The sequence below is a fragment of the Succiniclasticum sp. genome (assembly GCF_056977735.1).
In genome coordinates this window covers 22,787-43,522 of the sequence record NZ_DBMCWA010000018.1, presented here as the reverse complement: position 1 = coordinate 43,522, position 20,736 = coordinate 22,787, and the positions used below count along the sequence as shown (strand labels likewise).

27 protein-coding genes are annotated in these 20,736 nt (G+C 45.3%); 1 reads left to right on the top strand and 26 read right to left on the bottom strand.

Annotated features, from left to right (window positions below; all coding sequences use genetic code 11):
- Positions 1-172: 172 nt before the first annotated feature.
- Positions 173-535 (bottom strand): hypothetical protein, encoded by a 363-nt coding sequence (locus ACZOWY_RS10315; RefSeq protein ID WP_484397074.1) that lies wholly within the window; start codon positions 533-535, stop codon positions 173-175.
- 410 nt (positions 536-945) lie between these two features.
- Entirely contained in the window at positions 946-2,142 is a 1,197-nt protein-coding gene (locus tag ACZOWY_RS10310) for an ATP-binding protein (RefSeq protein WP_484397070.1), read from the bottom strand.
- 294 nt (positions 2,143-2,436) lie between these two features.
- Here ACZOWY_RS10310 and ACZOWY_RS10305 point away from each other — a divergent pair, with 294 nt between their 5' ends.
- Positions 2,437-3,717 (top strand): ADP-ribosyltransferase-containing protein, encoded by a 1,281-nt coding sequence (locus tag ACZOWY_RS10305; RefSeq protein WP_484397066.1) that lies wholly within the window; start codon positions 2,437-2,439, stop codon positions 3,715-3,717.
- A 443-nt stretch (positions 3,718-4,160) separates the two neighbouring features.
- Here the strand turns inward: ACZOWY_RS10305 and ACZOWY_RS10300 are convergent, their stop codons facing one another.
- The 24 genes from ACZOWY_RS10300 to ACZOWY_RS10185 all read right to left on the bottom strand — a co-directional run bounded on the left by ACZOWY_RS10300 (position 4,161) and on the right by ACZOWY_RS10185 (position 20,715).
- Positions 4,161-4,559: a NifB/NifX family molybdenum-iron cluster-binding protein gene (locus ACZOWY_RS10300; RefSeq protein WP_484397062.1), complete on the bottom strand. Its 399-nt coding sequence runs from the start codon at positions 4,557-4,559 to the stop codon at positions 4,161-4,163.
- 102 nt (positions 4,560-4,661) lie between these two features.
- Positions 4,662-5,456, bottom strand: coding sequence for an MBL fold metallo-hydrolase (locus ACZOWY_RS10295; protein ID WP_484397058.1), 795 nt, complete (start codon positions 5,454-5,456; stop codon positions 4,662-4,664).
- A gap of 76 nt (positions 5,457-5,532) precedes the next feature.
- The gene (locus ACZOWY_RS10290; RefSeq protein WP_484397054.1) at positions 5,533-6,030 is read right to left on the bottom strand and encodes a zinc ribbon domain-containing protein; all 498 of its coding nucleotides are present in this window, start codon (positions 6,028-6,030) and stop codon (positions 5,533-5,535) included.
- A 504-nt stretch (positions 6,031-6,534) separates the two neighbouring features.
- A complete protein-coding gene (locus tag ACZOWY_RS10285; RefSeq protein ID WP_484397049.1) occupies positions 6,535-7,320 on the bottom strand; it encodes a 5'-methylthioadenosine/adenosylhomocysteine nucleosidase in 786 nt (261 codons plus the stop codon).
- A 59-nt stretch (positions 7,321-7,379) separates the two neighbouring features.
- A complete protein-coding gene (locus tag ACZOWY_RS10280) occupies positions 7,380-7,631 on the bottom strand; it encodes a Txe/YoeB family addiction module toxin (RefSeq protein ID WP_484397046.1) in 252 nt (83 codons plus the stop codon).
- Positions 7,624-7,896, bottom strand: coding sequence for a type II toxin-antitoxin system Phd/YefM family antitoxin (locus ACZOWY_RS10275; protein WP_484397040.1), 273 nt, complete (start codon positions 7,894-7,896; stop codon positions 7,624-7,626). The genes ACZOWY_RS10280 and ACZOWY_RS10275 overlap by 8 nt, the downstream gene beginning before the upstream one ends.
- Before the next feature lie 275 nt (positions 7,897-8,171).
- The gene (locus ACZOWY_RS10270; RefSeq protein ID WP_484397035.1) at positions 8,172-8,738 is read right to left on the bottom strand and encodes a flavodoxin; all 567 of its coding nucleotides are present in this window, start codon (positions 8,736-8,738) and stop codon (positions 8,172-8,174) included.
- Complete coding sequence (locus ACZOWY_RS10265; RefSeq protein ID WP_484397031.1) at positions 8,723-9,013, bottom strand: maltose acetyltransferase domain-containing protein; 291 nt, start codon at positions 9,011-9,013, stop codon at positions 8,723-8,725. The genes ACZOWY_RS10270 and ACZOWY_RS10265 overlap by 16 nt, the downstream gene beginning before the upstream one ends.
- 23 nt (positions 9,014-9,036) lie before the next feature.
- The gene (locus ACZOWY_RS10260) at positions 9,037-10,029 is read right to left on the bottom strand and encodes an aldo/keto reductase (protein WP_484397026.1); all 993 of its coding nucleotides are present in this window, start codon (positions 10,027-10,029) and stop codon (positions 9,037-9,039) included.
- 375 nt (positions 10,030-10,404) lie between these two features.
- Positions 10,405-11,043, bottom strand: coding sequence for a TetR/AcrR family transcriptional regulator (locus tag ACZOWY_RS10255; protein WP_484397020.1), 639 nt, complete (start codon positions 11,041-11,043; stop codon positions 10,405-10,407).
- A gap of 72 nt (positions 11,044-11,115) precedes the next feature.
- Complete coding sequence (locus tag ACZOWY_RS10250) at positions 11,116-12,483, bottom strand: MATE family efflux transporter (RefSeq protein WP_484397015.1); 1,368 nt, start codon at positions 12,481-12,483, stop codon at positions 11,116-11,118.
- A gap of 333 nt (positions 12,484-12,816) precedes the next feature.
- Positions 12,817-12,948, bottom strand: coding sequence for a hypothetical protein (locus ACZOWY_RS10245; protein WP_484397010.1), 132 nt, complete (start codon positions 12,946-12,948; stop codon positions 12,817-12,819).
- A gap of 2 nt (positions 12,949-12,950) precedes the next feature.
- The gene (locus tag ACZOWY_RS10240; RefSeq protein WP_484397007.1) at positions 12,951-13,118 is read right to left on the bottom strand and encodes a hypothetical protein; all 168 of its coding nucleotides are present in this window, start codon (positions 13,116-13,118) and stop codon (positions 12,951-12,953) included.
- A 52-nt stretch (positions 13,119-13,170) separates the two neighbouring features.
- Positions 13,171-13,452: a DUF4143 domain-containing protein gene (locus ACZOWY_RS10235; protein ID WP_484397003.1), complete on the bottom strand. Its 282-nt coding sequence runs from the start codon at positions 13,450-13,452 to the stop codon at positions 13,171-13,173.
- Between the two features lie 36 nt (positions 13,453-13,488).
- Positions 13,489-13,827 carry a hypothetical protein gene (locus ACZOWY_RS10230; protein WP_484396998.1) on the bottom strand — a complete coding sequence of 113 codons (339 nt, stop codon included), beginning with the start codon at positions 13,825-13,827 and terminating at the stop codon, positions 13,489-13,491.
- Positions 13,828-13,830: 3 nt separating this feature from the next.
- Complete coding sequence (locus tag ACZOWY_RS10225) at positions 13,831-14,589, bottom strand: HAD family hydrolase (RefSeq protein WP_484396993.1); 759 nt, start codon at positions 14,587-14,589, stop codon at positions 13,831-13,833.
- 171 nt (positions 14,590-14,760) lie between these two features.
- Positions 14,761-15,696: a hypothetical protein gene (locus ACZOWY_RS10220; RefSeq protein WP_484396989.1), complete on the bottom strand. Its 936-nt coding sequence runs from the start codon at positions 15,694-15,696 to the stop codon at positions 14,761-14,763.
- A gap of 121 nt (positions 15,697-15,817) precedes the next feature.
- A complete protein-coding gene (locus tag ACZOWY_RS10215; protein ID WP_484396984.1) occupies positions 15,818-16,429 on the bottom strand; it encodes a hypothetical protein in 612 nt (203 codons plus the stop codon).
- A 103-nt stretch (positions 16,430-16,532) separates the two neighbouring features.
- Entirely contained in the window at positions 16,533-17,183 is a 651-nt protein-coding gene (locus ACZOWY_RS10210; protein ID WP_484396981.1) for a CatA-like O-acetyltransferase, family 3, read from the bottom strand.
- 120 nt (positions 17,184-17,303) lie between these two features.
- A complete protein-coding gene (locus ACZOWY_RS10205; RefSeq protein WP_484396976.1) occupies positions 17,304-17,591 on the bottom strand; it encodes a DUF2442 domain-containing protein in 288 nt (95 codons plus the stop codon).
- A gap of 19 nt (positions 17,592-17,610) precedes the next feature.
- Positions 17,611-17,871 (bottom strand): DUF4160 domain-containing protein, encoded by a 261-nt coding sequence (locus ACZOWY_RS10200; RefSeq protein WP_484396971.1) that lies wholly within the window; start codon positions 17,869-17,871, stop codon positions 17,611-17,613.
- A 187-nt stretch (positions 17,872-18,058) separates the two neighbouring features.
- Positions 18,059-18,280: a hypothetical protein gene (locus tag ACZOWY_RS10195; protein ID WP_484396965.1), complete on the bottom strand. Its 222-nt coding sequence runs from the start codon at positions 18,278-18,280 to the stop codon at positions 18,059-18,061.
- Between the two features lie 3 nt (positions 18,281-18,283).
- On the bottom strand, positions 18,284-20,281 hold the full coding sequence (locus ACZOWY_RS10190; RefSeq protein WP_484396962.1) for a carboxylesterase family protein: 1,998 nt from the start codon (positions 20,279-20,281) through the stop codon (positions 18,284-18,286).
- A 17-nt stretch (positions 20,282-20,298) separates the two neighbouring features.
- Positions 20,299-20,715, bottom strand: a complete 417-nt coding sequence (locus ACZOWY_RS10185) for a hypothetical protein (RefSeq protein WP_484396957.1) — start codon at positions 20,713-20,715, stop codon at positions 20,299-20,301.
- Between the last annotated feature and the right edge of the window lie 21 nt (positions 20,716-20,736).

Here is a 20,736-nt window from a genome sequence, read left to right as displayed (position 1 = left end):
CCTTTTTTTTAGCTTTCAAAAGTTCCGATTTTTCGAAAAAACTCTTGACAAACATTAGCAAGATTTTTCGAAAAAACTCTTGACAAACATTAGCAAGATTTGTATCACTGCCATCATTATAACAAAACAGCCGCAGAAAAATCCACGGCTGTTAAAGAAAATATGAATTTGTCTATATAGCCCATTTCAACTTTATAGGCGATATTTCGATTACAAAATGTTCCTCCTCTATACCAGTCACAGGATGCGAATCAGCCATGTCGATATCAACACCAGAAACAACTGCGGCTTTAAAATCAGAGTGATTTCCCATGACTATATATTGGACAGCAATATATTCAATAATTCCTTCATATGGGTCGAGAGGCATTGTTTCAAATGGTTTTTCAATATCGACTCCCATCCCTGTTAAATAATCTGACAGTATAGGATATGTTTTCTTAATCCCTAAGCAATAGTTTCTGCAATAATCACAGGAACAAAGACTGTTTTTATCTAGTTTTCGATAGTAATTCACTGTCTTTATAATATCCATAGCAATCTCTCAAAAATTCTGATTTGTAAGATTATCATCGACTCACTTTATTATACCAAAACAGCTACAGAAAAATCTACGGCTGTAAGACAAACTGCAATTTGTGAGTTCAAAAGTGATTATTATCAACAACCGCCTTGTAAAATATAGATATACTGATTAGTTATTAAAAATAGAAAAACCGGCAGGTATCTTACCAAAGTCTGCCGTAAAACGGTCCTCGGCCTCTGCCGATTTGTCTATTATTAATATAGTACAAATCGCAGATAGAATCAATAACCGTTTTAGAGTTATACGATACTCCATTTTCGCCCTATCGTATACCTGAAAAGTGAAAATTGTTGGTAAAAAAAGCGGGGCAAAACGTAGAAGGTTGTCAGGAGGCAAAATATACTTTTTCATTCGTTATTTTACCAGTTGTCTGTCAACAGGAAGTCGGCGATATGGACGATGTTGATGCCATTGTCATTACCGAGGGCCAGCGGATCCCGGCAGACAACGTATTTATGATAATGATCTTTGATATTTATCAGGTTGTCCGTTTCGCGGGAGGAGTCTTCAGGAAACTGGTCGCAGACCTGGATGTATATACGCTCGTTCCTTCGTATGGCAACGAAGTCAATTTCTTTGGCTGCTTGCTTTCCTATGTAGATGTCGTATCCCCGGCGGCGCAGTTCCAGATACACGATGTTTTCAAGAAGGGAAGAGACCATCTTGCGATTAAAGCCCATCTGGCTGTACTTTAGAGAGATATCGGACAGATAATACTTTTCCTGAGTTTTCAGCACGGATTTTCCCTGTAGATCGTAGCGCTGACAGGGATAGATGATAAATGCCTCTGATAGCCATTTGATATAATTGTAAACAGATTCGATAGAAACGGAACGGTGTTCACTTTTAAGGAAGTTCCGTATGGAATTGGCGGAAAAAGTCTTGCCGACATTTTCCACGATGTATTTTACGACCCGGTCAAACAGATCTTTATTACGTAGTTTATGACGTTTTGAAATATCTCTCGTAATGACGGTCGCATAAATTCCGTCAACTACCTGGTAGGCGGCAGCCGTATCAAAGTTGCTGATGGCGACAATAGGGAAGCCTCCATATAACAAGTAATCATCGAACAGCGTTCTTGCCTCATCTTCGTTCTTGCCTTTGAATTGTAAATATTCTTTGAAAGACAAGGTGAATACGGGGATAGAGACATATCGGCCTGTAAGGTATGTTGAAATTTCGCTGGACATCAATTTGGAATTGGAACCGGTGACATAGATATCGACATTTTCGTTTTCCAGCAAGGTATTGACAACCTTTTCCCAGCCTTCGACTTCCTGAAGCTCATCAAGCAACAGATAATAACGCCCTTTGCCGTTCATGGCGGCCTTTAGGTCTGAATACATCTTTTTAGCGGTGTAGTCGTCATACGCGATATTGCTGTAATTGCGTGAAATGATATGGTCCGGGGCGATGTTTCTGTTTTTCAGTTCCCGTTCAATCATGGAGAGAATGGTTGTTTTCCCGCACCGGCGCACGCCGGCCAATATTTTGACGAGGCGTTTATCCATAAAAGGAGCAATAGCGTTGATGTAGTCTGGACGCAGGTTCACAGGCATCACCTCACAAGTTTTTCTATATTATACCAAAAAAGTTTCAAAAAAGAAAGAGTTTTTCCGCCTATAACGAAAGAATAAAGAAAATAATAGTCATTAAATGCTTTAAATTATCCCTGGCTAAAATACGATATAATCTTATTTTAGCCGGTTTCGGTTATACGATACTCCATTTTCGCCCTATCGTATACCTATGATGAATCTTTTGCAAAAGAAAAAGAACCAGAGGGACGATCCCAAAAGTCCTCACAAGAGGTTTCTCATGGGGGTAGTTACTCTGATTCTTCTGAAATGATTGTAGCCGATTTATTAAAAGATGTCAAGGATAATGAAGGCAACAATTATTTAGAAAATGGAATATTAAATGTGGATTTTTCACAAAACACAAATTCTTTTGGAAAAGGGAATCTGTTACAAGCGGCGCAGATGTTCCAGGTGTCGCCGGCAGAATTTGAGAGACAGAAAGAAAAAGTCAGAAAACTGTATATTGGTTCAGACCAATGGATGAAGGCACCAAATGGAGAACCAACCAATCTTACGGAAGACCAGTGGGTTACTGTTCGTACGCCTGCTTTTAAGAATTGGTTCGGGAATTGGGAAGCACCGATTGTTAAAGAAAAATTAACAAATGGTGAAATGATTAAGGTCGATGACGCTGGAACGGTAGTTATACAAAAGGCTGATGAAAACTGGAAAAAGTTAGTTACTAATTATGCCAACAATAAAAAAGGCGCACAAAATAAACTGATTCAATTTATTCGTGCGTACATTCCTGAAACAATTACGGGAACAAAAATCGGGGATGTTGATTTTTCTAACAATTCTATCAGAAATAGTTTGCATCATGGTCATGGTAGGGCAAATTCTATTGTTTTACCATATATTGAAAAAATATTGCAAAGCGCAGAAAAGGTTGGAATTCGGCAATTAGAAGATGGTAAAACGTCTCATGTTTTAGCTAATGCCATTGAGTACAATGGTCAAAGATTTATTATTATCATGGTCGTTAATGAAGATGCCCAAGGGAAAAAATATTACGATCATGAATTTACAACAATAAAAAAGATTGATGACCTCCCAGCTGTGATCCGTAAAGATACGAATGCAACAGAGCCTGGCCAGCGTCACCAATCCCTTGTCTCTATTTTAGCCGAAGATGTATGGAATGTCAATAGTTCCAAAATAGTCGATGAAAATGGGGAACCGCTGGTGGTGTATCATGGAACGCCTTATGGCGGCTTTGGAGAATTCCAAAAAGGACGACAGGCATATTTTACGCCCATGGAATGGTATGCTAACAAGTACCAAACACCAGGTGCCTCTGCTATCAGAAACAGATATGATGAAGCAACACAACCACAAACATATCCGGTATTTTTAAATATCCGCAAACCTTTTGACACAAGGAATGCGGCAGAACGTAAAATCTGGGATGAGGAGTACTACAGACAGTGGGGGACCGGTGCGCCGCTGGGAGATAAAGGACTACCTGATTGGACAGATGGAGTTATACGATACTCCATTTTCGCCCTATCGTATACCCGCAACCTGTCTATCTGCCGCAAAGTATAAACCCCAACCATGCGCCTGCGCACCTTCACCGGTTCCCATAAAGTCAGTGCTGAACCGGTCAAACCTTGCGCCAGTGCCATGGAACGCAGATTGATTTAAGGTATTGATTTTTCCTTCATTTTCTGCTATACTGTTTTCGGAAGAAGTTCGTTTTAAGGATTCTGGTCCGCCCTGTAACTGGCGGATACCGCGGGCCTTAAAATGAGCTTCTTCCTTTTTGTTGTATTCTTCTTCTGTATAAACATGATGGTTATAATAAACCAGGTTATTCCCTCTGTCTTGCTTTATGTTATACGATACTCCATTTTCGCCCTATCGTATACCTAATAAAAATCCGAATTTGTCGGACTAAAACAAAACAGCCGTGGAAAAATCCACGACTGTCAGATAATCACGCATTTGTTATTATAACTGCATGATTTCATTTTGCAGAATGCCCCTTTTTAGTTCCCGTGGCAATGATGATCCGCACAATGGTCGTGACCACAATCTCCGTCGTGGTGATGACCATGATGATCGCAGCGGGCATCCGGATCATAATCGAGCGTCCCTTCTGCCAGCGCCCTGGCAGCAGCATCTGCCTGTCCCCGGACACCGGCGTAGAACCTGATTCCGGCATCCGCGAGCGCCATTTGCGCGCCCATTCCGATACCGCCACATATCAGGGCATCAACCTTGGCAGCCTGAAGGAATCCGGCCAGAGCTCCGTGACCGCTGCCGTTTGTTTCTACCACCTGCTCTTTCGTGATTTTACCATCTTCAACATCGTAGAGTTTGAACTGTTCAGAATGACCGAAATGCTGAAATACTTCTCCATCTTTGTAGGTAACTGCGATTCTCATAGCATTGCTCCTTTTTTCAAGTATTTTTTGGCCAGGTATAACCGGTTCGCATTCGCAGCAACCGCAGAAAAATCTACGGCTGTTGGAAAAACCGGAATCTGTTCAGTTAAACGTCAGCGTCTCCCCGTCTTCAGGCATCAGATAGTCCACGCCGCGCTTTTCCAGCAGGCCGCGCATTGTATAACGGGTTATGGACGCATGCGCCACCGTGTCCATATGGCTGATGACAATCTGCGCGTCCGGTACGGTCCGGGCAACAGCTTCCACATCTTCGTCATTCATGATTAACCGTCCAAAACCAACCAATTCTGCAGCGCAGGCATTTAATACCACCACATCCGGCGTAAAAGTCTGCAGTGTCTTTTTGATTTCTGTCGTCCAGATCGTATCCCCTGCAACATACAGCGTCTTTTCCTGTTTTGCCTGAAATATAACGCCGCAGGCTTCTCCGCAGGGTTCTATCACGCCATGCAAAGCCGGTGTCCGGGTAATCGAAACATCACCGCAGGCGTACGCTGTTTCCCCTAAAACAAGGACCTGTTCAAAGCCGGATTCACGGAACACCCTGCCATCTGTTTCATTCTGCACCAAAACAGGCACCGTTTTATCCAACATTCTTCCTACCGTGCCATCCGGCGCCATATCAATATGGTCAGGATGAATGTGCGTTACAATATAAAAGTCTACGTCTTTCAGTATTTCTTCTGCCGGTTCAGGCAGCGCGCACATCGGCATCGGTACCCCTTCTTTAGCTGTATCCGGAACATGAAACGGATTGCCCGGAATATCCAGAAAACATCCCATCTGTCCTTTTTCCAAAAGCCAGGGATCTATCAAAAAAGTCTTACCTGCATATAAAACGCGAATTGTTGCATTGCGAATCTGTTTGATTTCCATAAGCCACCTCCCATTGTTTTTTACACTATATCAAAAAGGCCGGAGAAAATCTGCGGTTATTAGAAAAGCCGGAATTTTACGGTTTTGGACTTCCGCAGTACTCACAGAAGCGGCCTTTGTTCTGCGCTCCGCAGTTCGGGCAGGACCATGGTCCTGTACCGGCCTGCTGAGCCTGGGCCATTTGCCGGGGCTCCATGAACGACCCCATCACGGACTCCGTGCTGACGCTGTTAATTTTTACAGCGACAGGCCGGATACCCAGACTCTCAATCATAGGGGAAAGAGTGCCTTGCCGCAGCATGTTAAAAAGGTCTGCTTCATGCGCCGGAATCTCCCGGGGATCTGCACCGGGCACACCTTTTTGGAATACTTCTTTCAGCGCCAGATACAACGTCTGGGGAATTCTTGCGCCAAACGCGTTATTCCTCATTTGATCCGTTATCTCATACGCAACCAGACCGGTAACATGAAGTTTTACAAACGGCAGACCATCTACCGGAACGCTTACCGGATAAGTAAAACTCCCCTTATTTCCGGAAGGTTCTGTGTCTGAGTTAAAGTTGAAAACAGGCATACATACACCTCCTTATCCATTTTCATCACTTGCCTCCAAATCGCGATTTACCAAATCATCATAAATGCCCTTTATAATTTATTGAAGTCCGTTTGGGGAGAAAAGCATTCTTCAAATAGTTTTCGCCCAACATAATACTTAAACTCAGGATACCGATATTTATAATAGCATGCCCAATAGCTTGCCATTCTTGTATAAGCACGTTTTAACAGAATTATATTCGTCCGATATTCCGCACGAAACATTATTAACCGTCTTATTACTTATTTTGGAAACCGTATGTAAACAGGCGTTATTTAGTTCTTTAGGAAATCCTTCAGTAAACATAAATATCCCCTGTACCTGATAAAAACACCGGTTTGTATCACTGCCATCATTATAACAAAACAACTGCGGAAAAATCTACGGCTGTAAGAAAAACTGCAATTTGTCAATCCGTTTTCTACAGCATTTTTTCGACTACAGCTTCATAATTTGCGAATACGTTTTTTCATTGATCAGCTTTTAGCGGGAAATCATGTAACGGGTGACGGCTGCGCATCGGATTGCCGCGTCCTTCTCAAATGTAGCGTAGTCCATTTTCGCAGAGCCGTCCGCTTTATCGGAGATTGCCCGTATGATAACAAAAGGTATTTTGTTCTGGTGGCAAATCTGTGCAATCGCTCCGCCCTCCATCTCACAACAGAGACCGCCAAATTTTGCAACAATGGCATTTTTCTGCTCTGTAGTCGAGATGAACTGATCGCCGGTACAGACACGGCCTTCGAAAACGCTGACTTCCGGCGCACACTTCCTGACAGCCTTCACTGCGCTTTTGCGCATGGTTGCGTCCGCAGGTAAAGACGGTGAACCAATGCCCTCCAGCTCACCGGGAGCATAGCCCAATGGGGTCAGGTCAAAATCATGTTGCACCACATCCTTGGATACAACAATATCTCCGATATTGATTGAGGCATCCAGGGAACCGGCTACTCCGGTATTGATAATGCGTTTTGTTCCAAAGACGTTGATAAGAAGCTGGGCGCATGTTCCGGCGTTAACCTTTCCCATACCGCATTTTACAATAACAACATCCGCACCGTCCAACGATCCCTCGCAAAACTCCATACCCGCAATGCGTGTTGTCTTTGCGTTTCTGACCTCCCTTTTTAAGGAGTCTACCTCCATATCAACCGCGCCAATAATCCCGGTTTTGATGGTTTTTTCACGATTTCCTGCGAAGCCTGTAAGCACAGATACGAGAAGAAGCGCAACAATCAGAAGAACCACGGTTTTGATTCGTTTTTTCATTTTTCCCTCCAAATAGAACTTGCAACAGAATATTTTAACTGGAATTTAACTTTGCTAAGTTAATGCCCTTTACAAGCTGCTATATAAATCGTGTTCTCATCAAAGCGATAAATCAAACGATCCTTTTCCGTTATCCGCCTGCTCCAGTAACCGGATAAGCGGTTGCGCAACGCTTCCGGCTTACCCAGACCTTCATTACCGTTGCGTTCAATATCATTCAGCAGCAAAATAATCCTCCGGGCAACTTTGCGGTCCTCATTCACCCACTCCACAAAATCATTCCACCCCTGTCTGGAAAAAGTTCTATTCAATTAAAAACTCCTCCAGATCTTCTGCCACTTTAGTGACTGTCTGACCTTGTTCCAGCTCCTCAATCCCTTGCAAAATGTGCTGATAGTTTTTCCGGTTTTGCATCAGGAACAGATTTTCCCGCAGATTGTTGTATTTTTCCAAACTCATAATAACAACATTTTTTTCATTTTTCCGTGTCACAATCACCGTTTCAGATTCGTCTGTCGCTTTATCACAATACGCTTTCAGATTGTTTCGTAACGTTGAATAATTAACAGCCAGCATATTCCCGCCTCCTTTTGTCCTGTTTATTGTACAATATATTTGCCAATATGTAAAGAGCCCTCTGGCAAAATATAAAACCTGACACGCGACAAACGTGTCAGGTTTGCAATGTAGCACGACAAATACGAAGTTGTCTACTTAATAATCCTTATCCTGCAAAACCTAATAAAAACACCGATTTGCTTCACTGCCATCATTATAACAAAACAGCCGCAGAAAATAAATTCTACGGTTGTTAAAGAAATTATGAATTTGGTATGGCGACTACGCTTTAATTAACCCAAATGCAGCGTACGCTTTAAGAATCCTGCCTCGCCCGCTTCCGTAGACAGGGATTTTTTCGCCCAGGCCGAGACCTCGCCCTCAGACTGTGCCGCTTCTGCCCCGTGGATGGGAAGCCCCTCCAATACAATTGCGCCGGGAGCCGTCTTTTTAATCTGGTTCACGCTGCCACCCATGCGGCTACCTTCGTGGGTACAAAAAGGTACGATTTTTTTGCCGGCAAAATTAAAGTGTTCCAGGAAGGTGTACACGCCCATAGGCATGGTGCCCCACCAGCAGGGATAACCTAAAAAGATAACATCATATTCATCCATGCTTTCCGGATACGCTTTCAGTTCCGGTCGGACCTTGCCCCTCAATTCTTCTTTTGCCACCTCTGTACATTCGGTGTAATCCACAGGATATTCCTTTACCGTTTCAATTTCAAACAAATCCCCTCCAACAGCCTTTTTAATCATTTCAGCAACGACTTCTGTGTTGCCTTTCGCCAGATTTTTAATGCTGCCGTTCCAGTAATTCTGCCCTTTACGTGAGTAATACGCAATTAAAACTTTAGCCATGATGAATATGCTCCTTTCTTCCGCGTCTCTAATTCCTTTTCGCAAAAACGCAAGGATCTCTGTTCGAAATTTTCACTGAAAGACCCTTCCGGCAGTTTCCCGTTAAACAGTTCTTTTTCCAGTTCCGTGATCCGTCCTGTTTCGTAAGGATCCGCAGCATTGATCGTATGACACAAATGTCGACAACGCATGATTTCTGTCCAGACTTCCTGACGGTATTTGGAATCCCGTATATCATAGGCTTTTCCGTTACGCAAATCTGCAAATACGCTCATAACTCTTTACCTTCTTTCTATGATCAGAATGCTCCCGTTTTAATGTGCAGCACATAAGGCGCTTCCAATGCTTTGATTTCTTCTTCGTCCAGTTTAATGTCGAGAGCGGATACCGCTTCCACCACATGCTGAACACTGGTTGTTCCCACAATCGGCGCAGTGATGAAAGGTTTGGACAACATCCACGCCAGTGCTTCCTGGGCCATGGTACGACCGTGTGCTTTCGCGATTTTTTCCAGATTGTCCACCACCACTTTATCTACATCATTTGTAGCGTTCCATACCATAGGGGAAACCTCATCAATCTTGTTCCGTTCCGTCTCCGTTCCCCAGGGATGGGCGCAGCGACCGCCGGCCAGCGGGCTCCAGGGAACCACCGCCATCTTTCTGTCCTGACACAAAGGCATGATTTCCCGTTCCTCTTCCCGATAAATCAGGTTGTACTGTGGCTGCAGAGAAACGAATTTCGTCCAGTGGTTCCGTTCCGCAATACCCTGCAGGCGTTCCAGTTGCCAGGCAAAAATGGTAGACGCGCCGATGTAACGGGCTTTGCCGCTCTTTACCACGTCGTGCAGCGCTTCCATGATTTCTTCCATGGGGGTGTTAGAATCCAGACGGTGGATCTGATACACATCCACATAATCCAAGCCCAGACGTTCCAGGCTGTGGTCGATTTCTGTCATGATATTTTTACGGGACAGGCCGCCACCGTTAGGACGGCCCGGGCGCATTTCAAAGTTAACTTTCGTTGCTACCACGATTTCATCCCGGTTCAGGCCGAAATCCCGGATGAAACGTCCGGTGATTTCTTCGCTGGAACCCATTTGATAAACATTGGCTGTATCGAAATAGTTGATACCCAGATCAATTGCTTTTTTGAAAATATCCTTGCCGTCTTCATACGTCTTAGCCCAGGGAAAAACACCGTTTTCTTTTCCGGGTTTGCCAAAGCTCATCATCCCCAGACAAATACGGGAAACATCCATCCCTGTGTTGCCGAATTTTACATACTGCATTGTGTATGCCTCCTTTTGAGCATTCTTAAATCAGGTTTTTTGTGACCGGCTGATGCCGTCTTCTCTTTCTCTGTAATGATTATAAAAGACGAATGTGCAAAAAGTCCAATTGTATTATCTTATTATTGATAGAAATTTTCTATCAATAATAAGGGAAAGGTGTCACTTTCTATTCTGTACATATTTCAGATCCTCACAAAACCCGGTTTAAATCGGATTTTTACTTGGCGGCTGATATCGCTTCCAACGCTTCAATTTTTACATTCAGATCTTATCTACCTTCAGCTTATACAGCCTGTTTTCATTAAATCTCTTCTTGATTTGTATCATCAATTACAGTCGAGTAAGAATGCCAACCCTGAGGCAGAAAATAAATTACTCCCGAAACCCTTTCAGAAGCCGCCGTAAAAACGTAACAAACTGGGATGTAAAATCCCTTGTGCCAAAGCCGGCGTCAGGGAATATTTCGATATGGTGGAATTCTTTATATTCCAGGCTGGCCGGATACAATGTCATCGCATAGCTGTTTTCGTACTCAACAAACTGATATGCCTCTTCTTCCGTAAACCGGGGAAAGATACGCTGTACCACCGCCTTCAGCCTGTTAAACGAGCGGTTCATCTCTATACGGAAATCGCGATGCACATCGGAAGAAGCATCTTTCAAAATGACAGTATTCACGATGCCGAACAAGGCGAGCATCCGCTGATGGCGAAGCAGCATCCCGGCCCAGGTAATACAGAATTTTTCCTGATCCGTGACCGGTTCCGTAAACGTTTTTTCCGCATCTTCCACCATGTTCTCAATATCCTGCAGCAAAAGTGTAAGGAAGATATCTTCCTTACAGCGAAAATAATGATACAGATTGCGGCGCGTAAAATTCAGCTTGCGCCCGATCTCCGAAAATGTCACTTTGTCGTAGCCGATTTCCGCATATAGTTCCGCCGCTGCGTTTGTTATCTGTTCTATCCTTATTTTTTTCTGTTCCCCGCTTCGCGCTCTGATAAAATCCATCGCTGCCACATCCTGTCTGCATTTGTATTTATATAAAAATTTTCGGTTATTCCTGATTAAAATATATCATACTCAGGCCGCATTGCCCAATTTTTCCATATGATGCCCGATTTGGGGCTGCATGCGCCGGACCAGAAACGTAGCGCAGCCCGCGCGAATGGACTGGTCCAGCAGCAGGGCAAGCCAGGCCCCCGGCAGTCCCAGCCCCATTACATACAGGAAGAAAGCCGTCAACAACGGGCGCAGGACCGCAATGGATACAAAAGAATACAGCGCAACAACGGCCGTCTTCCCGCTGCCCCGCAAAATACCGGCGCACACCAGCCCCTGCGCTTCCGAATAACCCACGATGGCAACCACGAACATAATGATCCCGCTCATTGCCAGCGCTGCCGGATCGTTTGAATAAACCATAAAAATCGGCTTACGGAGCAGGAAAATAAACACAAAGCTGACCGTCGAAAAAATTAGGCCCCACCTGATGCCTATCTTGCGGAAAATATGCCAGTCCCGTTCATTCTTCGCGCCGCAGCTCTGCCCTGCCAGCACCATGCTCGCCTTCCCCAGCCCGGTGGCAAAATCCCAATAATAGTCCACCACGCTCATGCAGATGCTGTGCACTGCAAAGGGAACCGTACCAAGGCCCGCCGCCATCCGGGTGAAAAGTACCATGCCAAGGCGTTCAAAGCCCTGCTCGCTGATCATGCTGCCAAAAATTGGCAAGAATTCCTTAAAATACTTTCTGTCCGGGATCATGCTGCCGCCCTGGGAAAAGTACTTGTTATAATTCATAACATAAACCGTGGCGCACAGCGTAAACAACGTTCCCGTCACCGTACCGATGGCCGCGCCCACAACGCCCATTTTAGGGAATGGGCCTACACCGAAAATCAGCAGGGCATTCACAATGACATTGACAATATTGCCGGCCACGTTTGTGCGCATAATCGCGCCCGTTTCCCCAAAGCCAAGCTGGACTGCCTGCAGTACCGAAGTCATGGACGTAACATATACCGAAAAGATAGCAATGCGGCTGTACAGCAGTGCCTGGGGAAGATAATCGCTTCCTGCGCCCATCAGCAATAAGATTTTTTCCAGCAGGAAATAAAACAGGATGTGAAGCAGTCCCATAAAAATACCGGCGAGGAACAGCGACTTGCGCAACAGTTCTGAGACGCCCGCCACATCCTTTGCCCCGGCTTTCCTCGCGGTCAGCAACGTAACGGCGGACGCAATGGAACGGGCAAAACAGAGAAGTACCATCCGTGGCTGGGCAAAAATACTGACGGCAGCAATGGATACCGCGCCCAGCGACCCTACCATGATCAAATCCGCGGAAGCCAGAAAACTCATAAAAACACATTCCACTGCCGCAGGCAGCGCTATGCGGAAATACTTCTGCTCATCCGCCGTTTTAAAAAGTTTATCATAAACGCTCATAAATCCCCCGATTAAGCAAACCATTTCAAAAAAAATAAATACCAAGTTGGAACTAATACGCAACCATCATATCACAATCACAGTTAAATCACAAGTTGGAATTTATTTTTTCGCAAAAAAAAACGGAGTTTTTAACGTAACTCCGGTTTTTTTCTGTTTAATTTCGGAATATAGATTTTTGGTTTGTGCTCTGCTGCTGCAATCGCGAATGAAAACAGGAATTTGCCGGATTGTTATAAATGGCTCGGTACAGGCTCAACATTTTGTATTTTCGTGTCGACTGCCGAACATCCTTCCCCTCATTCATTGGATTTTTTTGCCCACAATCTGTCTTTACGGTTTCCAGACAAACAACCCTTCCCCCAGGGAAAGGGACCTGATTAAACGCAGCAGTTCCTCATCCGGATTAAACAACGTGAGATGCGTATCGTCAGGCTCGGAAAGAATCATGGAGTTTCCTACCATGTTTACAGCAATGCTCTCGTTTTCCCCGCAAGATACAGCGGAACATTGGTGATATTCCCATCCTGCCGGTAGCCTCGTTTGAAAAAACGGATGGCATGGTCCGGACTGCGTTCGGCAATGTATCGCTTAAAGGCCGGCGCGGATTTATCTTCCCCGCCCTTGGCTTCCACAGGGATAATTTCTGTTCCATACTGAAGTACAAAATCAATTTCTCCATTATTTTTAGAAAGATACGTTGTAAACGCGCACCAGCATACCGGCCGATACAAGCCACTCTATTGCTTCTTCAAACTCACGGGCTCGGGCGCCTTCGCGCACAACGCCGTACATAAACTTTTCATTTGCTTTTGCCAGCTGCGAAGCAATGCTGCGAAACACCATCAGGATTCGTCCGCTGTTGACCTTACCGTTGTGTTTGGAAAAATCGTTTTCGTAGACCTCAATCAGTTCCTTCTGTATCCGTGCAATCTTCGCCGGGTCTTTGTATTTGAGCCAGGACGCCACGCTTTCCGGCATACCGCCCACAATAAGATAATTGATTTACTTTATTTTTCTCTCCTGTCTGAGGTCGAGGCGCATCACGTTATCACCATAGATTGTCTTGAAATCATCCCGCATGGAAACAACATTCCAGCCATATTCGGCCGCGAGCTTTCTGCATTTGTCGGCTTTTTCCAAATTGCCGAGTTCCCGTTGCAAGTCGTCGCACAGCACAAAGAACGCGGCGCTTTTATATTTGTTTCCATTAATTGCATAGTTAAGCATACTGGCATCATCACGGGAATTTCCAAAAGCCAGCACGGGCTGCTTGCCGATTTCTCTGGCAATGGCTACCACCTTATTCATTTGCAGGTTTTTGCCCTGATACTTTCCACGCACCAGTTAATCGTCCTTGCGATACACATACTTCAGTCCATCGGTATCGCCCTGGTGCGCTGCCAGGATTGCATTATCCGTACCAATGGCGTTCGCTTCCGGAATGGCCAGCATATCGCAGACCAGTATCCGCACCAGCTGCCGTTCCGAGCCGGAAACAATGTAAACCTGGAACTGGTTCGCCTGCAGATATTTTATCACTTCGACCATCGGAAGGTAAAACGCTTCCCCCCAGGCAAGATTTCCAAGCCCTTCCACGGGTTTAGCCATAAATTTTTCTACACAGGCCGTGTATTCCGGATCCGTCAGCCCGGAAAAGACCGAGGCAAAATGCGGAGAGCTGCTGCCCGGTTTGTTGCCTGCCTTCCTGTTTTTAAGCCATGCATCCAAATCCAACGCGAATTGCCTGTCCTCCGTTGAGGGCGTGTAACTTTTATCATGCAGGGTACGGTCCAAAATCAGCATCTGGGACAAATAGTAAGGCGCAGTCTCGCAGAGGATGGTGCCATCCATATCAAAAACCGCTACGCGGTCTTCCACCGGGATATAGCTCTTACTGTTTTTCTTTGTAATCTCCTTAACATATTTCGTAAGCGTCTGATAGGACGCGGCTTCCTTGTTCCAGCACTTGAAATTGCTTCCCCTTTTGTTCACGCTAATCTGGCCGATCTCAGCGCGAGTGGCCGCATCAACATCACCGGCAACTCCAAAGCTTACCGTTGCAGCCAGCGCACAGGCCAACAGTTTACTCTTAATACCTTCCACAATTCTCACCTCACCGCCCAAAATAATGATCGTTTTCGTATCTTACGACAATCCGGAAAAAATAGTCATTAGAAATTATAGAAAAAATCCACGTCTTCCGGTTCTTCTTTATTCATTATAACAAAACAACCGCAGTAAATAAATTCTACGGTTGTTAAAGAAATTATGAATTTAATTGGATTTTCCTTTTGCAAGTTTTGCGGCATAGAAGAGATCCATATCGTCCCGTCCGCTGTCAAGCGCTGCCGCCAAAACCCTGCAGAAACCCACTTCATCGAATTCCTTATCGTAATCTTTTCCGTAGTTTGTGCTTACCGTTTTTCCAGCGGAAAATACTTCTTTCAGGTGCCAGGTATTATATGCGTTATGCAGTGTGCATACGCGTGTGTCATTCTCCCAGAGATACAGACACGGTTCATATGGATAGGAAGTCAGGCGGTACGTTTTTCCCATGTAAGTATACGTTACGGTATCACCACTGTAATCCAACTCTCCAAAAACATCTGCCTTCTGCTCCTCCGTAATTCCGGGCTGTTCAAAGATTCTTGCCGGAAAATAGCATTCTTCAAACAGTTTTTTCCCAACATACTGTTCAAACTCCGGATACTGAGTTTTGTGATAACATTCCCAATAGCTTTTCATTCTTGTATAGGCGCGTTTCAGCAGAATTGGATTATTGCGACAGAAGTCCTGTATTTGCCTGTTATCTTTATCCCTTATTGTCTCGTATATAATCTCTATTATTTCAACCACATATTCAGAAGACAATCTCAGTATGTACGGCATAAACCACTCATTCATTCCGGCAGTCAACAGATTTCTAAGATGCTTTTCCCTAATATGACCGTCACAGTGTCTTGTAAAAATACAATCGTATATATTTTTTTCTAATCCGTCTAACTTTTTATAAGCATTATCATCATCTTCAAAACAAATTCTGTACGGAAATCTTATTTTACTTCCGTCAGTCAGATAATAGATTTCCTGATCGGAATTGTATTCATCCAATATGCCGCAAGGAACATTATTAACTGTCTTCCTGCTTATTGCTGAAATCGCATGCAAATATGCCTGATTGAATTCTTTAGGAAATCCTTCTGCAAACATAAATACCCCTTATAACAGTTTGTTCCACCTTCTAAAAGTATCGTATGACCGTCTACAGATTTTTTCTGAAATGCTTCTGCCATTGATCTGTCAGCATTGATTTAGTTAAATTGGAATTTTCTCAGTCTGTTGCCGAAGCCAGCAACACGACAAACCGGTTCCTGTGGCTGTCGTATACGCTCCAGCACGACGCGCCCCACCATTCATGTCCGTCATCAAAAATATCCGACCAGTCGGTTGTCCATTCGTACGCTTCCAGGCCTTCCGCACCGTCCGGAAACAGGACGGCATTGATCCGCCGGAGGTCTTCCGGCCCGTATTTCGTCCCATGAGGCGGTTCCAGAAACGCATACCAGTACGGAATCTCTTTACCACAGTTTTCATCGTTGGGAACCCAGTCACTGTCGTATTTCTTATTTCCGTAACAGCCTTCGCGCAGTACTTCCGGAACAAAAAGGAGCGCCTCGGGGTCGAGGCGTTTTGCTTCTGCTTTGCTGCTGTCACAGGTAAACAGATGCAGCCGGTCCGCATACTCTTTCCCGAAAAGTTCTTCCGCTTTTTTTATGGTCTGCTTTTCCTTTTCATTTATCATATGCACTGCAAAAAGAATGGCGGCCCTGTGTGATTCTGTTCCATTGTATGGCCTTTCATCCGCCATAAGAAAGAAATCCACGCCTTCCGGTTCTTCTTTCTCTAAAATTTTACCGAGTTCATCAATTTTCAGCTCATACATATCATTCACCTGCAAACTTCGATTTGTATCACTATCATTATTATAACAAAACAACCGCAGAAAATAAATTCTACGGTTGTTAAAGAAAAGCTAATTTGTATTCCTATTTCTGTACAAAAGATTTAATCTCAAGCTGCAACAAGCGAAAAACATTGGCAACTAAATGCCCATCTGCTATCGCATGATTCAGGCGTACAGTTACCGGCATTAACAGCCTCCCGTCTTCCCTGCGATACTTACCCCAGTTTACAATTGGCGCGAAAAACAAATGCCCGTCTGGTAATTCAATATGAAGAGAATCATAGGAGATCCACGGAATACAGGATGCATCAAACCAGTTCGGATGGTTTTCCATGTCCAGTCCGTATTCCCGTGTGTTCTTTGCCTTTTCCATATCCTGAAGAGCGTTAGTATAAAACGCGTTATAGTCCTCTTGGTATTCCGTGTAAACCAGTGTGAAAGTTTCCGTGTCTTCATGGAAAATATACTGCGTTGGATTGATCACATCATAGCTGATTAGTTCTTCCGTCTGCCAGAGATAACCCATTTTGTAATCCTCGCGGGAATTGAGAACTTTTGACAGGATATAGAGAAAATTGATGTAGAACTTTGTCCCCGCCTCTTTTGAATAGTGAACAAGTTCAGTGACGTCAATTCTCGCTGTCATGGAAGTCGAACACTTGCAATCTTCTGAAAAGTGACGGAACACATCTTTTCTATAGTACGTCTCTTTGTCAATTACTTTATAGGTCATTTGCATCATCCTCACAAATCACGATTTGGCAGTGTAAACTCTATCTCTTCGTCAGTTCCCTCTCAGCAAAACAGCCGCACAATCGCGGCTGTTTTGAAAATTATGAATGCAACTTTACCTCTAACCAGCAATATAATCCTCAGCACAATCCAGTTCATACAAATAATCCGGGTCGATGTCAATACATTTCGCTGTATCGTTAGTACCCGTCACATCCCAGGCTAATGTATCATTCATAATTCGGCAATGATTCATAAACAACGATTTGTCTTTAAGTTTTTGGAATACTCCTTGATTCAGTTTTGGCTTTACATCGTACAATACAATCTTCCCGTCACAAAAATACACGGAAACCGTGTAATCTTCATGAGGTACAACCTGCACAATGTCTGGTGTATAGTCCATCATCGCGGCTTCCTCCGATTACTCACACCAACGGCGCAATCTTGTTTAATGGGAGATTATCTTTTGCCAGTTCCCAATCCTGCATCAGTTCATCTTGATGTATTTCACACCACGCTAAAACAAACTTTAATTGTCTTGCCGGGAATGCGCCTCGTAGCACCCGGCCTTTCAAAATATCAATAAGTACTTTTTGTCCGTTATAGGTTGCGTGAAAATGCGGCGGCTGATGATCTTCATAGTACATAGTAACTCTGATTCCAAAAAACAATGATATCTCTGGCATTTGTCACCTCCAAATTTTCCCGCTTTTCTTTTCCTTTTGCTTTCATTATACACGAAACAGTTATAGAATGGAATACCAACGCCTGTTCTCTTTAATATTGGCCTGTTAGCGTGAACCTTCTATAACTCAATAAGCGTCTGATTGAGCGCCAGTACGCGGCTGTACTTGATATCTTTGACCATAGACTTCAAAAGCAATATTCCTGCCGTTTTTTCAGATACAGCCGGGCGTCAGCATTTTCCCAATAATTATCAACAAGCCAGTTCATACGGGCTACCATGCTTTTACAATCTGTTGCTTTCAGCACGGGATGCAACTCCGGCATTGCAGCAAAATCGACATCCGGCCCGATATCATAATTCTCAGCGCTGTACGCCTCCGGCACGTTTTCTTTACAAAAAGCGCCCAACAATTATACACGAAGTTTTATAAACCTCAGCAAACCCGTAATCTCTGTCAGCCTGTCTTCAACCGGTCCGCAGCGAAATCCGTTATCGGAAACAATGAGAGCCTTGGGGAATCGTTCCCAGTCGATGGCGCTGATTCCTTTAATCTCATTATTGTAAAAATACATTGCGTCCCCGCTCAAAAATTTAATTAAAAAACGTTTGAGCGTCTCGGATATATCCCCCTGCAGTACATTGCCGTACAGCTGCGCTCCGTCGCTGTTGCCCAGAAACGCCGACGCCACGTCCACCGTGCCCGATCCCAGGTTCTCGATCAGCGGTTTTACGTCCCAATACAGCAGGTAAACGTTATTCCCGCCTTCCGCCAGTTTTTTTGCGCTGGCATATACACCCAGCGCACTGCATTGCTCGACCGCTTTCGCTTTTGCTTCTGCCGCGGGAACCGTGGCCGCCTGTTCCCGGACATAGTCTCTTATGGCCTGCGCGTCGGTCGGGCTGACCGCGTCAAGGTAGCGCAAAATGACGTTCAGCTCGTTTGCTATGAAATCCCCGTAAGCCTGATTGCCGACAAACGATTTGTAAATCTGTCTTTCATTGCTGGCAACGCCGATCAGGAATTCGACGCCAGCAGCAGTTCCGTTCCGGTACGCCTCATACACATCTTCGGGAATCAGTTTGCCGTCACGGGTCGGCCCGGACAAAAACAGGCCCATCAGAAGTTTTTGCGACGCTTCCTTCAACTGTTCCGTGGAAAGCTGCAGAAGTTCTTCCATCGTCGTTGTCGAAGTTTCCTGCAACAGTTTCTTCGCCAAAAGCCTGGACATTTCCGGCGTATGGTTCGCCGCCTGGGGATTGCCGTGAAACACAAACGCTTTCCGGAACAGGCCTTTCGCCTGTTCGCAGGCCGCCAGCAGACTGATGGAGATGGCCCCGGACTCAAAGCCCATCACGGTAATCCGGTCGGGATCGCCTCCGAAAGCCGCAATGTTTTCTTTGATCCATCGCAACGCCGCAATCTGGTCAAGCAGACCGAGATTTAAGGCATCGGGATACGCCTCCCCGCCGGGAATCTCCGAAAAATCAATAAAGCCGAAAAGACCCAGGCGGTAATTAAAGCTGACGCCCACAACATCCGGGCAGGTACGGATCAAATTGGTACCGTCCATCAGGGGATCGGCAGACCCGCCGTAGGCAAAATCGCCGTGGTGGAACAACACGATGACCGGCTTTTTCCGGTCCGTTTTTTTACTGCCCACGCAAATATTCAGCGTCAGGCAGTCCTCGCTTTGTCTGTGATGCTTTAAAATCGAACCCTCGTGATCCACCTGAACCGCAGACGCGCCCAGGTGATTCGCCTCAAAAACAGCCGACGATGCCGGCAGCGGTTCGGGCGCTTTCCACCTGCGTTCCCCCACAGGAGGCTTCGCATAGGGAATTCCCGAATAGTAAACGATGTTCTTCATTTTGACGCCGACATAGACACCGGTTTTTGTTTTTACCGCGCAGGCAGTGTCATACGCGCCGCGGACCGGTTGGTTCTGCCGGTTCACTTCGTCCAGGTCGACGGTTTTCAGCGCTTCGTCAAACACAAAGCCGTTGCTCCCGTCTCCGTATTGCCTGCGGACTTTCCGTACACGGTACCAGCGGACCGCCCTGGTGAACGCAAATCCCAAAAGTGGGACGAGGATGACGCTCCTGTACTGTACCAGCAAATGTCCGAGCATGGATACGCCCAGCCATGCCGTGGCGGCATACTGAACCGTCAGAAAGATGAAGATGAACAGGACAAAAGCCATATACCGGTACGCTTGTTTTTTCTGTATGGCCTTGCTGAAGATGATTCTGCTTATCACCTCTTCCAGCACAAAACCCACCACAAGGCAGACTGCCAGGCACTGCCAGTCCGGCCAGCCCAGCAGCTTCGGAATTTCAAAGCCTAATCCATAGCCGGCCGCCGCGACGAAGGCGATCATAAAATCATCAACCGTAAATAGTTTTTTCATGATTCACCGGCATTTCATTACCACTTCCAGGAATCGCTGTAATTGATATGCTTTTGCTTCATATATGGCTTCATCGTTTCCCAGACGGCTTTCAAAACCGGCCTTTCGTTTTTGGAAGGGGAATACTCCCACAGGTCTGTGGATTTTTCATAGAACGCCCCTACCATGCTGTCGTTTTGGGACTCGAAACCGTAAACGACAGTCCGTTCCAGGGAACCGTCGCTTTCACGAACCGCTTTCACCGATACCTGGTAATCCATTCCCTTCGGAAGATTTGCCGCGTTAATGCTGTCCGAATCCAGATAAAATGACCGGCCGTCATGGGAACAGCACCACACATCCGCAGCCAGAGATACGCCCGGCAGATACAGGGCGCCGGCCGCAAAAACCGACACCGCCAGGACCAGAACTTTTAAAACTCTTCCTATGTACATGAGTTCCTCCTGTTTTTTCCA

What these genes read in the sequence shown, in the direction of transcription:
- ACZOWY_RS10315 (WP_484397074.1), bottom strand. Translation starts at nt 535, where the DNA reads ATGGATATTATAAAGACAGTGAATTACTATCGAAAACTAGATAAAAAC.
- ACZOWY_RS10305 (WP_484397066.1), top strand. Translation starts at nt 2,437, where the DNA reads ATGATTGTAGCCGATTTATTAAAAGATGTCAAGGATAATGAAGGCAAC.
- ACZOWY_RS10300 (WP_484397062.1), bottom strand. Translation starts at nt 4,559, where the DNA reads ATGAGAATCGCAGTTACCTACAAAGATGGAGAAGTATTTCAGCATTTC.
- ACZOWY_RS10295 (WP_484397058.1), bottom strand. Translation starts at nt 5,456, where the DNA reads ATGGAAATCAAACAGATTCGCAATGCAACAATTCGCGTTTTATATGCA.
- ACZOWY_RS10290 (WP_484397054.1), bottom strand. Translation starts at nt 6,030, where the DNA reads ATGCCTGTTTTCAACTTTAACTCAGACACAGAACCTTCCGGAAATAAG.
- ACZOWY_RS10285 (WP_484397049.1), bottom strand. Translation starts at nt 7,320, where the DNA reads ATGAAAAAACGAATCAAAACCGTGGTTCTTCTGATTGTTGCGCTTCTT.
- ACZOWY_RS10275 (WP_484397040.1), bottom strand. Translation starts at nt 7,896, where the DNA reads ATGCTGGCTGTTAATTATTCAACGTTACGAAACAATCTGAAAGCGTAT.
- ACZOWY_RS10270 (WP_484397035.1), bottom strand. Translation starts at nt 8,738, where the DNA reads ATGGCTAAAGTTTTAATTGCGTATTACTCACGTAAAGGGCAGAATTAC.
- ACZOWY_RS10265 (WP_484397031.1), bottom strand. Translation starts at nt 9,013, where the DNA reads ATGAGCGTATTTGCAGATTTGCGTAACGGAAAAGCCTATGATATACGG.
- ACZOWY_RS10260 (WP_484397026.1), bottom strand. Translation starts at nt 10,029, where the DNA reads ATGCAGTATGTAAAATTCGGCAACACAGGGATGGATGTTTCCCGTATT.
- ACZOWY_RS10255 (WP_484397020.1), bottom strand. Translation starts at nt 11,043, where the DNA reads ATGGATTTTATCAGAGCGCGAAGCGGGGAACAGAAAAAAATAAGGATA.
- ACZOWY_RS10250 (WP_484397015.1), bottom strand. Translation starts at nt 12,483, where the DNA reads ATGAGCGTTTATGATAAACTTTTTAAAACGGCGGATGAGCAGAAGTAT.
- ACZOWY_RS10245 (WP_484397010.1), bottom strand. Translation starts at nt 12,948, where the DNA reads ATGGTAGGAAACTCCATGATTCTTTCCGAGCCTGACGATACGCATCTC.
- ACZOWY_RS10220 (WP_484396989.1), bottom strand. Translation starts at nt 15,696, where the DNA reads ATGTTTGCAGAAGGATTTCCTAAAGAATTCAATCAGGCATATTTGCAT.
- ACZOWY_RS10215 (WP_484396984.1), bottom strand. Translation starts at nt 16,429, where the DNA reads ATGTATGAGCTGAAAATTGATGAACTCGGTAAAATTTTAGAGAAAGAA.
- ACZOWY_RS10210 (WP_484396981.1), bottom strand. Translation starts at nt 17,183, where the DNA reads ATGACCTATAAAGTAATTGACAAAGAGACGTACTATAGAAAAGATGTG.
- ACZOWY_RS10205 (WP_484396976.1), bottom strand. Translation starts at nt 17,591, where the DNA reads ATGATGGACTATACACCAGACATTGTGCAGGTTGTACCTCATGAAGAT.
- ACZOWY_RS10200 (WP_484396971.1), bottom strand. Translation starts at nt 17,871, where the DNA reads ATGCCAGAGATATCATTGTTTTTTGGAATCAGAGTTACTATGTACTAT.
- ACZOWY_RS10190 (WP_484396962.1), bottom strand. Translation starts at nt 20,281, where the DNA reads ATGAAAAAACTATTTACGGTTGATGATTTTATGATCGCCTTCGTCGCG.
- ACZOWY_RS10185 (WP_484396957.1), bottom strand. Translation starts at nt 20,715, where the DNA reads ATGTACATAGGAAGAGTTTTAAAAGTTCTGGTCCTGGCGGTGTCGGTT.